This is a genomic window from Alteromonas macleodii ATCC 27126 (assembly GCF_000172635.2).
GTDB classification, from domain to species: Bacteria; Pseudomonadota; Gammaproteobacteria; order Enterobacterales; family Alteromonadaceae; genus Alteromonas; species Alteromonas macleodii.
On the sequence record NC_018632.1, the window covers coordinates 1278141 to 1293813 of the forward strand.

Annotated in this window: 14 protein-coding genes; 9 read left to right on the forward strand and 5 right to left on the reverse strand. The window is 45.1% G+C overall.

Features of this window, described 5'->3' with window-relative positions; translation table 11 throughout:
• Positions 1–20: 20 nt before the first annotated feature.
• Both MASE_RS05450 and MASE_RS05455 read right to left on the reverse strand, forming a co-directional pair.
• Positions 21–773: a pseudouridine synthase gene (locus tag MASE_RS05450; protein ID WP_014948750.1), complete on the reverse strand. Its 753-nt coding sequence runs from the start codon at positions 771–773 to the stop codon at positions 21–23.
• Complete coding sequence (locus MASE_RS05455) at positions 773–1339, reverse strand: Hpt domain-containing protein (protein ID WP_014948751.1); 567 nt, start codon at positions 1337–1339, stop codon at positions 773–775. The genes MASE_RS05450 and MASE_RS05455 overlap by 1 nt, the downstream gene beginning before the upstream one ends.
• A 337-nt stretch (positions 1340–1676) precedes the next feature.
• Here MASE_RS05455 and MASE_RS05465 point away from each other — a divergent pair, with 337 nt between their 5' ends.
• From MASE_RS05465 to MASE_RS20385, 6 genes are all read left to right on the forward strand, one after another.
• Positions 1677–4562 (forward strand): M16 family metallopeptidase, encoded by a 2886-nt coding sequence (locus tag MASE_RS05465; RefSeq protein WP_014948752.1) that lies wholly within the window; start codon positions 1677–1679, stop codon positions 4560–4562.
• 74 nt (positions 4563–4636) lie between these two features.
• Positions 4637–6235: a glutamate--cysteine ligase gene (gene gshA, locus MASE_RS05470; protein ID WP_014948753.1), complete on the forward strand. Its 1599-nt coding sequence runs from the start codon at positions 4637–4639 to the stop codon at positions 6233–6235.
• Positions 6236–6302: 67 nt separating this feature from the next.
• The gene (locus tag MASE_RS05475) at positions 6303–6941 is read left to right on the forward strand and encodes a transglycosylase SLT domain-containing protein (RefSeq protein WP_014948754.1); all 639 of its coding nucleotides are present in this window, start codon (positions 6303–6305) and stop codon (positions 6939–6941) included.
• 293 nt (positions 6942–7234) lie between these two features.
• On the forward strand, positions 7235–7693 hold the full coding sequence (locus tag MASE_RS05480) for a hypothetical protein (protein ID WP_014948755.1): 459 nt from the start codon (positions 7235–7237) through the stop codon (positions 7691–7693).
• Between the two features lie 98 nt (positions 7694–7791).
• Complete coding sequence (locus tag MASE_RS05485; protein WP_014948756.1) at positions 7792–8205, forward strand: hypothetical protein; 414 nt, start codon at positions 7792–7794, stop codon at positions 8203–8205.
• 177 nt (positions 8206–8382) lie between these two features.
• A complete protein-coding gene (locus tag MASE_RS20385) occupies positions 8383–8508 on the forward strand; it encodes a hypothetical protein (RefSeq protein WP_012517787.1) in 126 nt (41 codons plus the stop codon).
• A 29-nt stretch (positions 8509–8537) separates the two neighbouring features.
• Here MASE_RS20385 and smrB read toward each other — a convergent pair whose 3' ends face one another.
• Positions 8538–9188: an endonuclease SmrB gene (smrB, locus tag MASE_RS05490; RefSeq protein WP_014948757.1), complete on the reverse strand. Its 651-nt coding sequence runs from the start codon at positions 9186–9188 to the stop codon at positions 8538–8540.
• Between the two features lie 152 nt (positions 9189–9340).
• Here smrB and prmB point away from each other — a divergent pair, with 152 nt between their 5' ends.
• From prmB to MASE_RS05505, 3 genes are all read left to right on the forward strand, one after another.
• Entirely contained in the window at positions 9341–10276 is a 936-nt protein-coding gene (prmB, locus tag MASE_RS05495; protein ID WP_039226525.1) for a 50S ribosomal protein L3 N(5)-glutamine methyltransferase, read from the forward strand.
• Positions 10277–10285: 9 nt separating this feature from the next.
• Positions 10286–11383 (forward strand): chorismate synthase, encoded by a 1098-nt coding sequence (aroC, locus tag MASE_RS05500; protein ID WP_014948759.1) that lies wholly within the window; start codon positions 10286–10288, stop codon positions 11381–11383.
• A 153-nt stretch (positions 11384–11536) separates the two neighbouring features.
• Positions 11537–12754 carry an MFS transporter gene (locus tag MASE_RS05505; RefSeq protein WP_014948760.1) on the forward strand — a complete coding sequence of 406 codons (1218 nt, stop codon included), beginning with the start codon at positions 11537–11539 and terminating at the stop codon, positions 12752–12754.
• A gap of 28 nt (positions 12755–12782) precedes the next feature.
• Here the strand turns inward: MASE_RS05505 and MASE_RS05510 are convergent, their stop codons facing one another.
• Both MASE_RS05510 and MASE_RS05515 read right to left on the reverse strand, forming a co-directional pair.
• The gene (locus tag MASE_RS05510; RefSeq protein WP_014948761.1) at positions 12783–14330 is read right to left on the reverse strand and encodes a SpoVR family protein; all 1548 of its coding nucleotides are present in this window, start codon (positions 14328–14330) and stop codon (positions 12783–12785) included.
• 1 nt (position 14331) lies between these two features.
• Positions 14332–15618 (reverse strand): YeaH/YhbH family protein, encoded by a 1287-nt coding sequence (locus MASE_RS05515; protein ID WP_014948762.1) that lies wholly within the window; start codon positions 15616–15618, stop codon positions 14332–14334.
• Positions 15619–15673: the final 55 nt, after the last annotated feature.

Consider the following 15673-nt stretch of genomic DNA (forward strand, 5'->3'; position numbering starts at 1 on the left):
TAGGCCGTTCGCGTTTTCCCCTAGCACACCGGCAAAAAGCGTGCGGGCAGGGAAGGCCATGGATAAGTCTCAGGCGCATTAAGCCCGTTGTACCAAGTCTGCACATCGGCTTCGTTTATGACTTCACCTGTATCGAAAGGTGCAGTAACCGATAATTCACCAGAAGACAAAGGTAGGCGCAAATGCCATGCATGAAGATACAGCCTGTCTGATGTCTCACCCCCATAAAGTGTATCACCCAAAATAGGTGCGCCAATGCTTTTAAGCGCCACACGAATTTGATGGGTTTTCCCCGAGTGAGGCTTAACGATAAACCCTCGGGTACCGGGCTTAGCCGCGCTACTGAAAAACTGAGTGATAGCCGGGTTTTCTGTGGTTTTTAGCAAAATCCGCTGGCCGCCTCGACGATTTTTCATATCGCCCATTATCATGCCTTGTTTCTTTTTAGGCTTGTGATCACTTAGCGCCAAGTAATATTTGCTGACGCGTCTTGATGAGAAAAGCTCGCCAATTTCTCCGGCTACAGCTGCATTTTTAGCAAGACATAAACAGCCCGACGTGCCCGTATCTAAGCGGTGGCATAGATGCAGTTCTGTTACGGCTAACTGCTTTTTTAATCGGGTGACAATGCCGTCTATTTTTTCTGGTTCGCCGTTTTCGGCAATATCTTCTCTAACATCTGCCTCACTGGTGGCATCGTGCATAGCAATGCCAATAGGCTTGTTAACAATAATGAGGTCTGTATTTTCAAAGAGAACGGGGATCGGCTGCACTAGCTATTTTCTAACTCTGAAATGGCTTCTTCATAGTCAAGTTCGTCTACCGCATCGATAATAGCCGAGCGCTTTTCTTGAGGTAGGGCAAGGGCATCTAGCCATTCATCCAGTTTGTCCTGGGCGATAAACTCGCTCGCTTTCAGCGCTGTCATTAACTGTTTTCGCGCTTGCTCAGCTGCTGCTCCATTCGCCGGTGCCGGGGCAGAAGCTGTGACTTCTGGCTCTTTGATCAACGCATCAACCGCAGCAATGGTTTCATCTAGTACTGCGATAAAAGCAGGGTATTGTTCAGCAACGCGTTTGTCGTTTCTAAAGCCGCTTTCTACAGGCTTGCTCGCATTGTGCAAAGCAAAAAGCCCTAGGTTTCCTGTCACGCCTTTTAGTGTGTGAACAAGAGAGTAAGCCTCATTAAAATCACCCTTAGCAACATGCGCCTGCAAGTCAGCATCAAGAGAACGGTATTCGTCCGTAAACTTACCAAGTAGGGTGAACAACAGTTTTTTGTTACCACTTAGCTGTGACATTCCAAAATCAATATCGACTACTGTTGTTGACTGATCCATGCAACTATCCTTTTTATTTCGCAACTTCTATTGGGCTATTTCTATTCCAAATGGAAACCGTTTGTCAGTTCATTCGTACCACTTAGCGAATTCAACTGGCTAAAGCCTATTTTACAAAAGACTATGAAGTGTAAGTGTATTTCAGAAATACACAAATTAATACAATCATAGCAAAGTCGAAGCAAGTAAAGCGCTAAAAAGTCTGGTAGTCTTCGAAAATTCGCTTGCGCTATAGAGATAGCAACCTCTGTTTTCACCCAATAAGCCAAGTACCACTCAGTGAATATAGAGTGAAAAGGCAGAGTGAAGAATGTGTAGTAATTTAAAAGGAATCATCATGTCAGGAAAACTGACCCTACGTACCTTCGTTATGACCATAGGCGTCATTGTAGTAACAGCGTGTCAGCACGTACAGGAAGAGAAGACGAATAACCAACTAAACACAGTAGCTGATTCGTCGAACACCGTGTCTATTCCTTACGAAAAGTACACATTAGAAAACGGACTTACCGTCATTCTCCACGAAGACCATTCTGACCCACTGGTTCATGTTGACGTTACCTATCACGTTGGCTCTGCGCGAGAAGAGGTAGGTAAATCGGGTTTTGCTCACTTTTTTGAGCACATGATGTTTCAAGGCTCAAAACACGTTGCCGATGAGCAGCATTTTAAGGTTATTACGGAATCGGGCGGTAACTTAAACGGCACAACCAATACCGATCGCACAAACTATTTTGAAACCGTACCGGCTAACCAATTGGAGAAAGTCCTTTGGCTAGAATCTGACAGAATGGGCTATCTGTTAGAAGCCGTAGACCAAACTAAGTTTGAAAACCAAAGAGAAACGGTTAAAAATGAGCGTGCACAACGTGTGGACAATCAGCCGTATGGATTGCGTTTCGAGCTTAATGGTGAAGCGTTATATCCCGAAGGGCATCCATACTCGTGGATGACTATCGGCTATGTAGAAGATTTAGACCGGGTTGACGTCAATGACCTAAAAGCCTTTTTTAAGCGCTGGTATGGCCCGAACAATGCGGTCCTAACTATTGGTGGCGATATCGACGTAGCCAAAACCAAAGCGTGGGTGAACAAGTACTTTGGGGAAATCCCAACAGGACCGAAAGTAGAAGAGCCTGAGCCTCAGCCAGTAACGCTAGACGAAACCCGTTATGTAACGTTAGAAGATAAAGTTCATCTTCCGCTTCTGCAAATAACTTACCCTACAGTGTATGGTCGCCATGAAGACGAAGCGCCACTGGACGTGTTGGCCGATATTTTAGGCGGTGGAAAAACCTCACTGTTTTACAAAAACCTAGTCAAAGAAGGCATGGCGGTGCAAGCCGTGGTGTCTCACCCTTGCCGCGAACTTGCCTGTGAATTTCAGCTACTCGCTTTGGCTAACCCTGCAAAAATTACCTCACTTTCTACTCTTCAGAACGTACTGAATGAAACCCTAAAAGAGTTTGAGACACGTGGTGTCACGGCAGATGATTTGGCGCGTACAAAAGGACAAATTGAAGCGCGTACGGTATTTGGCTTACAAAGTGTGTCTGGCAAAGTGTCAGCCCTCGCCGCTAACGAAACCTTTTACCAAACGCCAGATTTGATTGCCGAAGATATTGCGCGCTACAACGCCGTAACTGCTGAAGACGTTATGCGTGTTTACAATAAATACATTAAAGACGCCAATAGCGTTGTATTAAGCGTGGTGCCCAAAGGGCAGGTTCAGCTCGCTGCGGCTGAGCAGACCTTTGAACGTCCGGTGAGAAATATTGAAATCGATACGGTAGAAGTGTCTGAAAATGAAGCTGTTACCAGTGCCCTATCTACCAATACCGCCCCTAGCTTTGATAGAAGCGTAATGCCGAAAGCCGGTGAGGCACCGGTTGTGGAAGTTCCTGATTATTGGGAATCTGAACTTGCTAACGGCATTGAAATACTTGGCGTAACCAGCACCGAAACGCCAACGGTAACGCTTACATTAGGTATGGATGGCGGCATGTTGCTAGACCCTGAAGGTAAAGCGGGTACGGCCTACTTAACCGCGTTACTTATGAATGAAACTACAAAGCATTACAGCAATGAAGAATTAGCTAGCGAACTTGCAAAACTGGGTAGCGCTATCCGATTTAGTACTGCAGGTAGATACTCACAAGTTTACGTCTCTACCTTAACCAAGCATTTAGATGAAACCCTAGCGCTATTAAAAGAAAAGCTGTTCAACCCTGCGTTCACTCAAGAAGATTTTGACCGCATGAAAGAGCGTGTTGTACAAGGCTTGCAGCAACAAGCGAAAACGCCGTCTAGCTTAGCCCGCCGCGCGCGTGACCTCGTTTTGTTTGGTGAAGAGAACCGTGTCAGCCTGCCGGATGAAGGCACGCTGCAAACTGTGCAGAATATCACGTTGGAAGATGTTAAAACGTTTTATGCCAATTACTATTCGCCAGATAAAGCGAGTATCGTCGTTGTTGGTAACTTACCGAAAAAAGACATGGTGAATACACTAGACTTTATTGGTCAGTGGAAGGGGAATTCCTATGAATTTGCTGATTACAGCGATTTTCCCAAGTACGAAGAAAACCAAATCTTCCTAGTGGATAGCCCAGAAGCGGTTCAGTCGGTAGTATTTATTGTTGATAGAAGCTTACCTTTTGATGCGACAGGCGATCACTTTAAGTCTCGCCTTATGAACTTCCCATTAGGGGGAGCATTTAATAGCCGCATAAATCTGAACCTTCGAGAAGATAAAGGCTTCACCTATGGAGCAAATAGTGGTTTCGTTGGTGGCAAAACCCTTGGCTGGTTTGAAGCAAGTACCGACCTCACTGCTGCTAACACAGGTGAAGGTATCGCTGAAATTTTAAAAGAGATTAATCGCTACCGCACTGAAGGTGTAACCGAGGAAGAAATTGCGTTCATGCGCAATGCCTTTACGTTAAGCGACGCACTTGAATTTGAAACACCTACCAGTAAAGCGCGCTTTTTAAGGCAATTGCTTAGCTATGGTCTTGATAAAGGCTATCGTGAAGAGCAGCTTGCTATTATCAACAATATTGATAAGAAAACGATGGATACCTTGGCAAAGCAATATTTGAATCTTGATAAGATGCAAATTATTGTAGTAGGCGATAAAGCTAAAATTTTGCCTCAGTTAAACGCGCTATCGATACCAATTATCGAGTTATCAGTAGAGAGTAACACCCGAGAAACGTTAAACTGATAGATTGATTTTTGTTGAATTTACATTATTGCCCCCCATAACAGGGGGCTATATTGACATAACGGACCACCATTTTGACTGTAGACTCATCCCGTTTTGAAGCGCGCATTGCTGCGCTTAAGTCACCCGAATTTCTCGCTGCGCTAAAAGATATTAAGCGCGGCGTTGAGCGCGAAGCCCTTCGTATAAACCCGAACGGTACGTTGGCACAAACACCCCATCCTAAACCGCTGGGATCTGCGCTAACCCATGATTCAATCACCACAGACTTTTCTGAATCGTTGCTTGAATTCATTACGCCGCCAGAAAACAGTGCTGCCAAAACGATTTCTCAGTTAAAAGATATCCATAAATTCGTTATTGATAATATTGGTGAAGAGCAAATATGGCCGCTAAGTATGCCATGCTTTATAGATGATGAAGCGCACATTCCCATCGCCTATTTTGGTGAGTCAAATGTGGGCAAGATGAAGCGTGTATATCGCATTGGTCTGAAAAACCGCTACGGCAGTATGATGCAGGCAATTGCCGGCGTGCATTTCAACTTTTCTCTTCCCGAAACGTTTTGGAAGCTATGGGCTGAACTGAACGAAAAAGAACATTCTCAAGAGCAGACTTCAGCCGATTATTTTGGGCTTATCCGCAACTACCGCAGGTTGTGTTGGCTTATTCCTTATTTGTACGGTGCATCCCCTGCATTATGTGGATCGTTTTTAAAAGGAAAGCAGCATGCGTTACCTTTTAAAAAGGTAGGTAAGGGCACGGTATACATGCCATACGCGACATCACTTCGCATGAGTGATTTAGGCTACACAAGTGCAGAGCAATCGTCGCTTAAGATTTGTTACAACAAGCTAGACAACTATGTCACCTTGCTGCGCGATGCGATGAATACGCCGTCATCCCGGTTCAGCCAGTTTGCTGCAGGCGAAGAGGGCAATTATCAACAGTTAAGTCGCAACATCATTCAAATTGAAAATGAACTGTACTCGCCTATACGCCCTAAGCAGCCCACTCAGTCAATGGAAAAGCCAACAGACGCTTTGGTTAGACGCGGTATCAGCTACATTGAAGTGCGCGCTCTAGATGTAAATCCATTTTCGGCAATTGGTATTTCACAGACGCAATTCGATTTCTTAGATGTTTTCTTAGTGGCGTGCTTACTAATGCCAAGTGCAGAACTTGACGAAGCGCAGCTTAAAGAAGCTAAAGAGAATATGAATAAAGTGGTGTTAGAAGGGCGAAACCCTGATTTGCTCCTGCAAAATGGCGGAGAAAATATTTCACTACCTAAATGGTGTGCCTCGCTGTTTAAGTCCTTCGAGCAAGCGGCCGAATTACTCGATTTAGCCAATGATACGTCGCGTTATACACAAGCGGTGAACGTCGAGGCTGAGAAAGTGGCGGATCCGGCGCTAACACCGTCAGGTAAACTACTTGCTACTTTGCTAGAAAGCGACAAAGATAATGGCGTGTTGGGCTTAGAGCTGGCACAAGCTTATCAAGCTGAGATGAAGTCTTTTGAATACACGGATACGGATGCTGCTGGTTTTGCTGCCCAAGCTGACGTGTCGTTTGCTGCTCAAAAAGAAATAGAAGCTGCTGATGTGAAAGACTTTGATACATTTATTCGTGATTATTTCGCTGAGGCCCCAGCAAAAAAAAATGCCTGACATAGGTCAGGCATCGAAGGGTTCCAGGGAAACACACATTTTACTAGAACATTAGTTAAGACAAGCTATGAACCAAAAGTTCAAAAAATTGGTTGTTTTTTTATCAACTCTCATCGTTCTTTTTCCGCTGTTTATCGCTGGGTGTGCAACTACGCCTCCTAAAGACATCAGTAATTTGTGCGAAATATTCTACGAAAAGGACGATTGGTATGATGCAGCTGCTGATGCCCGCGATAAATGGGGTGTGCCTATACATGTTCCAATGGCCATGATGTATCAAGAAAGTTCCTTCCGCCACGATGCGCTTCCACCGCGTGATTACGTTTTCTTCGGGCTTATTCCTTGGGGGCGTGTTAGTTCGGCTTATGGCTATTCACAAGCGAAAACACCTACCTGGTCTGACTATATGAGAGAAACAGATAACAGTGGTGCGGATCGTGATGATTTCGAGGACGCTATCGACTTTATGGGATGGTTTATTTACAAGTCGCAAAAAGTGAACGGTATTTCTAAATGGGATGCCTACGCGCAATACCTTAACTATCACGAAGGATGGGGCGGGTACAAACGCAGAAGCTATGATAGAAAGCCGTGGCTGAAGAAAGTGGCGTCAAAAGTTAAAGCGCGCTCGCTGCGCTATGCTACGCAACTTAAAACCTGCGAGGAAGATCTTCAAAAAGGTTGGTTTATGAAGCTGTTTAGCTAAATTAAAGAAGCGAGAAAAAGCGACGTGATAGTCGCTTTTTTTATGCGTCTATGAACGTTGATTAAAATAAATAGAAAAATATATTGAAGAAAAAAATTGAGGGATAGACGGGCGTCTATCCCTCAGCGACGCTAAGCCAAGACCGTTTTTTACCCAACGTCGAACAGGCATTTACAAGATAGTGTAAATGAGAATGATTTGCAATACCTTTTTGTAAATTAATTCTATCCCTAAATATGCAACAAATTTATCTGGCCCTGATCTTGTTCTATACTTTTCAAGTGGAGGAACGTATGGATATAGACAAGTTTAGTGCGCATGGAGAGGTTCACGCTCATTTTCAAGCAGAGCAAAATATTCTACATATAGACTTAGTAGGTCCGTTTAATCTTGAGTTCATGCAAAAGTATGAGCGTGTGGTTGGCGCACAAAGAAAGAATATTGATACACCGTGTTGGGGAAGCTTAGTAAATGTGCATGGTCTGGCACTTGCGCCCATGGAGGCTACTAACGCTGGGCAAGAAATTGTTAGTAAAGCCGTAGCATTGGGGCTAATTGCCACGGCAGTGGTGCTTCATGAACCAGAAGGTGTGGCAATGCAAAAGAAGTTTTGGTCTCGTGTTTATGAATCTTCAACACTAGCATTCGAATACTTTGACGACACTGCTCAGGCAACACTGTGGTTGAGTGAAAAAGTACTTGCTTGTCTGCAGGCCCACAATGTTAATCAGTTCAATAATGCCAGACGATAGCCATAACAGTCCTAACTAGGCGAACTCGCCATGTCTAAACTGATCTTTGCTCAGTGCTCCACTCTACCAATTGAATGAAGGCATAACAGGAGGTAGCCATGGTAGGTAGTCAGCATCAATACCGTTTTTTCAACGTCAACAATGTTCTATTTGATATACCAAGCAATGTATACGACGATAGCGTTGTCGACGGATGGTTTAGGAATATCGCAAGAGAGGGTCAGAAACTTGATAAGTGGGTAATTCTATCTATTCCCGACAAAAGTTTAACGATTACACATACTGCCGCATCTCAACTTTGCTCACGGCTTCCCTTTCTGAGAACGTATGGGTGTTTGGGTTTTCTTTTGCTTGCGAACCATGTAAACGCCAAAATCTTTCAACACAGTCTTCGAGCAACACCCCCCAATTTTGATATACAAGTTAGTGAGTCGATGGAGCAGCTGTGCCGTAATGCGGAGGCCTTGCTTGGTTATGAGGGAAACCTGAACATATTCAATCGTTACAACTAAGTATGGCAAAGCCCAATTGTGATGGCGCGAAAAATATGCGGATTGGTATTAACTGTATGTTGACCTGGATCAAATAATTAGGCCGACAGCTAACGACTAGAAATCGAATTTGATCTGGATCACATCCTCTTTCTAACGCCTCTTCTACTATTTACTTAGTTGAAGAGGAGATTACTTATGTTGTGGACTATGATGAAAGACCCCGTAGTATGGGGCTCACTACTCGGTATAGGCATTATTGTAGCGATGATGATGTATTACACTTATTTGTTTATGCACAACAGTGCAGATGAAGACAAATAAGTCACCATGTATGGCTGTCCAGGCGCAAATTAACGCTTGTTGTTTTGAAGCGGTATGTCGATGAGTACCAATAGTGCTGCTTGTCCACCGTATTCGAGGGGCGCTTGATGAAATGCACGTACGTGTGGGTGCTGAACTAAGTAATGGGGCAGGGCGGCTTTTAGCACGCCCTGACCAAAACCATGCATTACACACACGCAATCTATCAGTTCTTTTCTTGCCGTGTGAATAAGTGCGGCAAGCTCGGCTTTTGCCATCTCTCGGGTAAGGCCATGTAAATCTAAAGTCATTTCTGGCGAGTAGTCGCCACGGCGCAGCTGCTTCAAAATATGCGTAGACTCACCTTCTTGGCAAAAGCGCATGGGTCCTTCTTGCGGCAACGCTGCCTGGTACATATCAGAAAAGTCGAAGCTTGCCGCTAATTGCTTACTGTGTTTTAGATGTTTACCTTTTACCTGCTGTGACTTCTTAAATAACTCAACTTGCTTATCAGGCTCAACTTTATCTTGTGATAAAGGCGTCACTCCCTGCATTGCATCGGCAAATGAAAAGGTCTCTTCCTCGGTATTCGTAGACATATTTCCATTACGGGCGCCTTCCTGTCTCGCCTGACTTTTATGGCGATGAGGTTCAGAAAGTTGCTTCTTCAATGCTTTGAGTTCTTTTTTAAAGGTTTTCATCAACGATAGCTTGGGTAAATACACTCGAGTTTAACGATTCAAAACGCCTAAATTATAACGAATAGAAAGATTCGGTACGTAGTTAATTATGTGAATCGGTATGAAGTTTGGGTATGATACCAGCTTTGAAATTTTTGATGTACCCAAACGCCATGACCGATAAGTTTTACCTCGAAGAAGCCATTGAAGATCTGCATACCCTGTTAGATATGACACGATGGGCAACCAGCCGTTTTAACGATGCGGCTTTGTATTTTGGTCATGGTACTGACAATGCATGGGATGAAGCGACAAGCCTAGTTATGCAAGCCTTACATTTGCCTCATCCTATATTGGAACAAGTTGGGGACAGCGTAATGACGTCTCGCTTAACGAAAAGCGAGCGAGAGAAGATTGCAGAGCTTGTTTTAAAGCGCGTGCAAACTCGCATGCCATTGCCTTATATCACAAACGAAGCTTGGTTCTGCGGTATGCCGTTCTACGTAGACGAGCGAGTGCTCATTCCTCGGTCTCCATTTGCTGAACTTATTCAAAAAGAGTTTGCGCCATTTGTAGAATCGACGCCTAACAGTATTCTTGATATGTGCACGGGCGGTGCGTGTATTGCTATTGCGCTTGCTCATGCATACCCAGAGGCGCAGGTAGATGCCGTAGATATCAGCACAGATGCATTGGAAGTGGCCGATATTAATATTCAGGAGCATGGTCTTAGTCACCGTGTTTATCCCATTCAGTCTGACCTGTTTTCAAGTTTAGAAGGGCAGAAATACGACCTTATCGTGTCTAATCCGCCTTATGTTGACGCAGAGGACATGGCTGACTTGCCTGAAGAGTATCACCACGAGCCTGAGCTTGCCCTTGCCGCAGGTGAAGACGGTCTGGAACTGGTTGATATCATGCTTAAAGAGGCGCCAACTTACCTTAATGACGGTGGCTGGTTATTCGTTGAAGTTGGAAATAGCGAAGTGCACATGAGCGAAAGGTTCCCCGGGTTAGAAGTGATTTGGCTTGAATTCGATAACGGTGGTTCAGGTATTTTCGCCGTGCGCAAAGACACACTAGTACAGTATTTTAGTAGTAAGGATTAATAGTTAATTATGTCAGGTAACAGCTTCGGAAAACTTTTCACTGTAACCACGTTTGGTGAAAGCCACGGCATTGCAATTGGCGGTGTAGTAGACGGTTGCCCTCCAGGACTTGAGATCACTGAAGAAGATCTTCAGGTTGATTTAGACAGACGTAAGCCCGGCACCTCTCGTTATACTACGGCGCGAAGAGAAGACGATGAAGTACAAATTTTATCTGGCGTATTTGAAGGTAAAACTACTGGCACCAGTATTGGTTTATTAATTAAAAATAAAGATCAGCGAAGCCAAGATTACGGCAATATCAAGGACCGCTTTCGTCCAGGCCACGCTGACTATACCTACGATCAAAAGTACGGAAGCCGTGACTATCGCGGTGGTGGTCGTTCGTCTGCACGTGAAACGGCTATTCGCGTAGCCGCAGGTGGTATTGCGAAAAAGTACCTTAAAGAAGTGCACGGTATTGAGGTATTAGGCTATTTGTCTCAGCTTGGGCCGGTAACAGTAGATAAGGTTGATCACAGCGTAACCAACACTAACCCGTTTTTCTGTCCTGATGAGTCTAAGCTAGACGCGCTGGACGAGTACATGCGAGACCTTAAAAAGTCAGGCGACAGCATTGGCGCGAAAGTATCGGTTGTTGCGAAGAATGTGCCTGTAGGCCTAGGCGAGCCTGTTTTCGATAGGCTAGATGCTGAAATCGCCCACGCCATGATGGGAATTAACGCCGTGAAAGGCGTGGAAATTGGTGATGGTTTTGATGTTATTAATCAAAAAGGCAGTGAACACCGCGATACGCTTACTCCTGAAGGATTTACATCTAATCATGCAGGTGGCGTGCTAGGCGGCATCTCTACCGGTCAGGATATTGAAGTACACATGGCGCTTAAGCCGACCTCAAGTATTTCGGTTCCCGGTAAAACTATCAATAAAGACAATGAAGAAATCGATATCGTCACCAAAGGTCGTCACGACCCGTGTGTGGGTATCCGTGCTGTACCTATTGCTGAAGCCATGCTGGCACTGGTATTGATGGATCATCTGCTACGCCACCGCGCGCAAAATGCCGGTGTGCAGTCGACCACGAAACCAATTGCGGGTCAGGCATAGCAGTTTTTTAAATCGCAAGACCGCAATGCCAGGACTGCGACGTTAACGCGGATTAAAGATACACGCAGCATGAGCGCATGTTGCGCTAATTAATTTTATCATTCGCCACTGCCTGTTCTGCGCTAGTGGCGTTTTTGCATATGGAGATGTGAATTGTCACCAAATGGCCTAAACGATGCCAACAATACTGCGGCGAGCCCAGCAAGCAGCAAAACCGGCCTCTTTATTCTTGCTATCACCTACTGGCTTTACTTCGGTCAGCTTGGCGTGCTTGTGCCTTATTTAGGTATCTTCCTTGATGGGCGGGGATTTTCTTCTGCCGAAATCGGTGAACTTTTTGCTGTTATAACGCTAGCGCGTATTTTAGGGCCAGGCCTGTGGGCTGGCGTGGCCGATAAAACGGGTAATGCCATTGGCGTAATGCGTTTAGGCTGCTTGCTCACCGTACTAACTTTCAGTTCGGTGTTTTACTTCACCAGTTTTTGGGGGCTTACGTTGGCTTTCGGGTTAATGATGATGTTCTGGACAGCGGTGTTGCCTCAACTTGAAGTTATCACGATGAACACGGTGGCGAAAACCAATGCCACGTATGGGCAGGTAAGGCTATGGGGGAGCGTTGGCTTTATTTGTTTGACGGTAGGTGTGGGTAAAGCCCTAGATATTTTTTCTACCGACACGCCAGTGCACGCCAGTATTGGCGTACTCGCGTTACTGTTCATCAGTACCTTGTTCATACGTGCGCCCAAAGAAGCTGCACCTGAAACGTCTACGGCGGGAAGTATTTGGAAATACGCCAAACAAAAGCCTTTCGCCATCTTTATATTCTCTTCAGCGTGCTTGCAAATTAGCTTTGGTGCGTATTACGGATTTTTCGCACTTTACATGCGCGACCTTGATTATAGCGGTCAACAAACTGGCATCTTTATCGCGCTTGGGGTACTTGCCGAGGTGGGGATATTTCTTATTGCCCGCCGTCTGATTAGCCAGTTTGGCGTGTGGAATTTGTTGTTTGTGAGCATCGCACTGACAGGGCTTCGCTGGTATGTCATGGCGGCATTCGCTGATACCTTTATGGTGATTGTGTTAAGTCAGCTTATTCATGCGTTAAGCTTTGGTTTAACGCATGCAGTATCGGTGCATTTTATCCACCAGTTCCTGCCGAAGGCGTATCAAAGCCGAGGGCAAGCGGTATACATCAGTATAGCGTTTGGATTAGGTGGCGCATTTGGAAACTACATGGCAGGGCAGCAGTGGCAGCAAGGCACCAACGCCTATGAGACGTTCGTTACCGCAGCCGTTTTTGCAGCAATAGGCGCACTGTCATTGTTACTGTGTTCCAGAAAAGAAATGGAAAGTGCAAAGGCGGCTTAAAATCTTGTTCTGAGGGCTGACCGCAGGCTTACGCCTGCGGTGCACGTTTACACTCTGATATCACGTCAATACCATCATCACCATTGTCTTGCTCTAAACGTACATCAAATTTCCACAGCCTGTGCAGGTGGCGCATAACTTCATCTTTTGAATCGCCTAGCGGAATTCCTCGCTGAGGAATATAGCGAAGAGTAAGCGAACGATCGCCCCTCACATCAACGTTATGTACCTGAATGTTGGGTTCTAAATTACTCAAATTGTATTGAGCAGACAGCTTCTCTTTAATAATTTGATAACCCATTTCGTCATGAATAGCGCTCACCGCAATAAAGGGCTTGGTGGTGTCATCTTCAAGGGCGAATAACTTAAAGTCGCGAATAACTTTAGGCGATAAAAACTGACTGATAAAACTTTCGTCTTTAAAGTTTTCCATGGCGAAATGCACGGTCTCAAGCCAGTCTTTTCCCGCAATACTTGGAAGATATTTATAGTCTTCTTCAGTGGGGGACTGACACACTCGTTTAATATCCATGAACATGGAAAAGCCTAACGCATACGGATTGATGCCAGAGTAATAAGGGCTGTTGTACTCTGGCTGCATAACGACGCTTGAATGACTGTGCAAAAACTCCATCATGAAGCGGTCGCTGACCAAACCCTCGTCATACATCTCATTTAGAATGTGATAGTGCCAAAAACAGGCCCATCCTTCATTCATTACTTGGGTTTGTTTTTGCGGATAAAAATACTGCGAAACTTTCCGTACAATACGCACAATTTCACGTTGCCAAGGTTCAAGTAAAGGTGCGTTTTTTTCAATAAAATAAAGCAGGTTTTCTTGCGGTTCTTGTGGAAAACGAATTTTTTCTTTGTGTTTGCTATGCGGGCTATTTGGCAGGGTGCGCCAAAGCTCGTTCACTTGCGATTGCAGGTAGGCCTCGCGCTCTTCTTGTCTGTTTTTCTCTTCCTGTAACGAAATTTTCTGCGGGCGTTTGTATCGGTCAACGCCGTAATTCATTAGCGCGTGGCACGAGTCGAGCATATTTTCGACTTCATCAAATCCATATTTTTGTTCGCATTTAGCAATGTAGTTTTTAGCAAATACTAGGTAGTCGATGATAGAGCTGGCATCGGTCCAGGTTTTAAATAAGTAGTTGCCTTTGAAGAATGAGTTGTGACCGTAGCACGCATGAGCCATAACGAGCGCTTGCATGGTAATGGTGTTCTCTTCCATTAAATACGCAATGCAGGGGTCAGAGTTAATGACGATTTCGTAAGCCAGCCCCATTTGTCCACGACGGTATTGTTGCTCAGTTTGAATAAACTTTTTGCCAAAGCTCCAGTGCGTGTAGTTAAGCGGCATGCCGATGCTGGCGTAAGCATCCATCATCTGCTCTGCGGTGATCACCTCAATTTGATTGGGATAGGTGTCTAACTTAAATTTTTTGGCGATGCGATCGATATGTTGCTCATACTCTTCGATAAGTGGAAACGTCCAGTCGGGCCCATCGCTTAATAAGTGGCGTTTTGATGTTTCAGGCTCGCTGTTTTCTTTTGCCATAGCGTCGGTTGTCATATTAGGCTCCTTGCTGCGCATCTTGTTCAGAGCGTTTGAATAGCTCTCTGAACACAGGATAGATGTCGGCCTGTGTTTGTATGTGCTTACATACAAAGTTGTCGTGAGTGGCGGCCACTTTCTCGTATTCTCGCCACAAACTTTGGTGCTGCCTCTCGGTTATCTCGATATAGGCATAATACCGGGTTGCGGGTAGCAGTTTAGCGGTAAGCAAGTCACGACACTGTGGCGAGTCATCAGCCCAGTTATCGCCATCTGACGCTTGTGCTGCATAGATATTCCAGTTTCCATCGCTGTAGCGCTCGCGAACGACTTCATCCATTAGCTTCAATGCACTTGAAACAATAGTGCCGCCGGTTTCTTGAGAGTAGAAAAACTCGTGCTCGTCCACTTCCTTAGCTTGCGTGTGATGACGAATGTACACCACGTCTACATTTTCGTAGGTGCGCGTCAAAAAGAGATACAGCAAGATATAAAACCGTTTAGCCATGTCTTTGGTGGCTTGGTCCATAGAGCCAGATACATCCATTAAGCAAAACATTACGGCTTTGCTTGAGGGAAGCGGACGCTTGTCATAGTTCTTAAAGCGCAAATCGAAAGTATCAATAAAAGGCACGCGGGCTATTTTGGCTTTAAGTGCTTCAATTTCTTCTTTTAATGCATTTATGGCTAACGTATTGTCGTGCTTGTCTTCTATAAGCAGTGCAAGTTTTTCTTCAAGCTCTCTCAGTTTCTTTCTATCACTTCCGCTTAAGGCAATACGCCTTGCCACAGAGCCTTTGAGAGAGCGAACAATATCTAAATTACTTGGCACGCCATCGGTCTGATAACCTGCGCGATAGGTTTCGTATTGGGTGACTTTATCAAATTGATTTTTCTTTAAGTTGGGAAGCGCTAAATCTTCAAAAAGTAGGTCTAAATATTCGTCTTTAGATATAGAAAATACGAACTCATCTTGGCCTTCGCCTTCATTGCTGGCGTCGCCTTCGCCTGCGCCCTTGCCACCGCCACCTGGTGGTCTATCAATTTTATCACCCGCTGTGAATTGGTCGTTGCCAGGGTGGACAATATCTCTACTGCCGCCGCGGCCGGTATGAAAAATAGGTTCAGAGATATCTCTGGCTGGAATGCTAATTTGCTCGCCAGAATCTAAATCGGTAACAGAACGTTTACCCACTGCATCAGAAACAGCGCGCTTTATCTGCTGTTTGTAACGCTTTATAAAGCGCTGGCGGTTTACCGTACTCTTACCTTTGCTGTTTAACCTTCGGTCAATAAAATGCGCCATACACACCTGCTTGTCTTGTTGTGAACTACAAATACCCGTGCTGAAGCACGCATTA

Excerpts from the sequence above, each read along its gene's own strand:
- MASE_RS05455 (WP_014948751.1), bottom strand. The coding sequence starts at position 1,339 with ATGGATCAGTCAACAACAGTAGTCGATATTGATTTTGGAATGTCACAG.
- MASE_RS05465 (WP_014948752.1), top strand. The coding sequence starts at position 1,677 with ATGTCAGGAAAACTGACCCTACGTACCTTCGTTATGACCATAGGCGTC.
- MASE_RS05475 (WP_014948754.1), top strand. The coding sequence starts at position 6,303 with ATGAACCAAAAGTTCAAAAAATTGGTTGTTTTTTTATCAACTCTCATC.
- MASE_RS05480 (WP_014948755.1), top strand. The coding sequence starts at position 7,235 with ATGGATATAGACAAGTTTAGTGCGCATGGAGAGGTTCACGCTCATTTT.
- MASE_RS05485 (WP_014948756.1), top strand. The coding sequence starts at position 7,792 with ATGGTAGGTAGTCAGCATCAATACCGTTTTTTCAACGTCAACAATGTT.
- MASE_RS20385 (WP_012517787.1), top strand. The coding sequence starts at position 8,383 with ATGTTGTGGACTATGATGAAAGACCCCGTAGTATGGGGCTCACTACTC.
- smrB (WP_014948757.1), bottom strand. The coding sequence starts at position 9,188 with ATGAAAACCTTTAAAAAAGAACTCAAAGCATTGAAGAAGCAACTTTCT.
- prmB (WP_039226525.1), top strand. The coding sequence starts at position 9,341 with ATGACCGATAAGTTTTACCTCGAAGAAGCCATTGAAGATCTGCATACC.
- aroC (WP_014948759.1), top strand. The coding sequence starts at position 10,286 with ATGTCAGGTAACAGCTTCGGAAAACTTTTCACTGTAACCACGTTTGGT.
- MASE_RS05510 (WP_014948761.1), bottom strand. The coding sequence starts at position 14,330 with ATGACAACCGACGCTATGGCAAAAGAAAACAGCGAGCCTGAAACATCA.
- MASE_RS05515 (WP_014948762.1), bottom strand. The coding sequence starts at position 15,618 with ATGGCGCATTTTATTGACCGAAGGTTAAACAGCAAAGGTAAGAGTACG.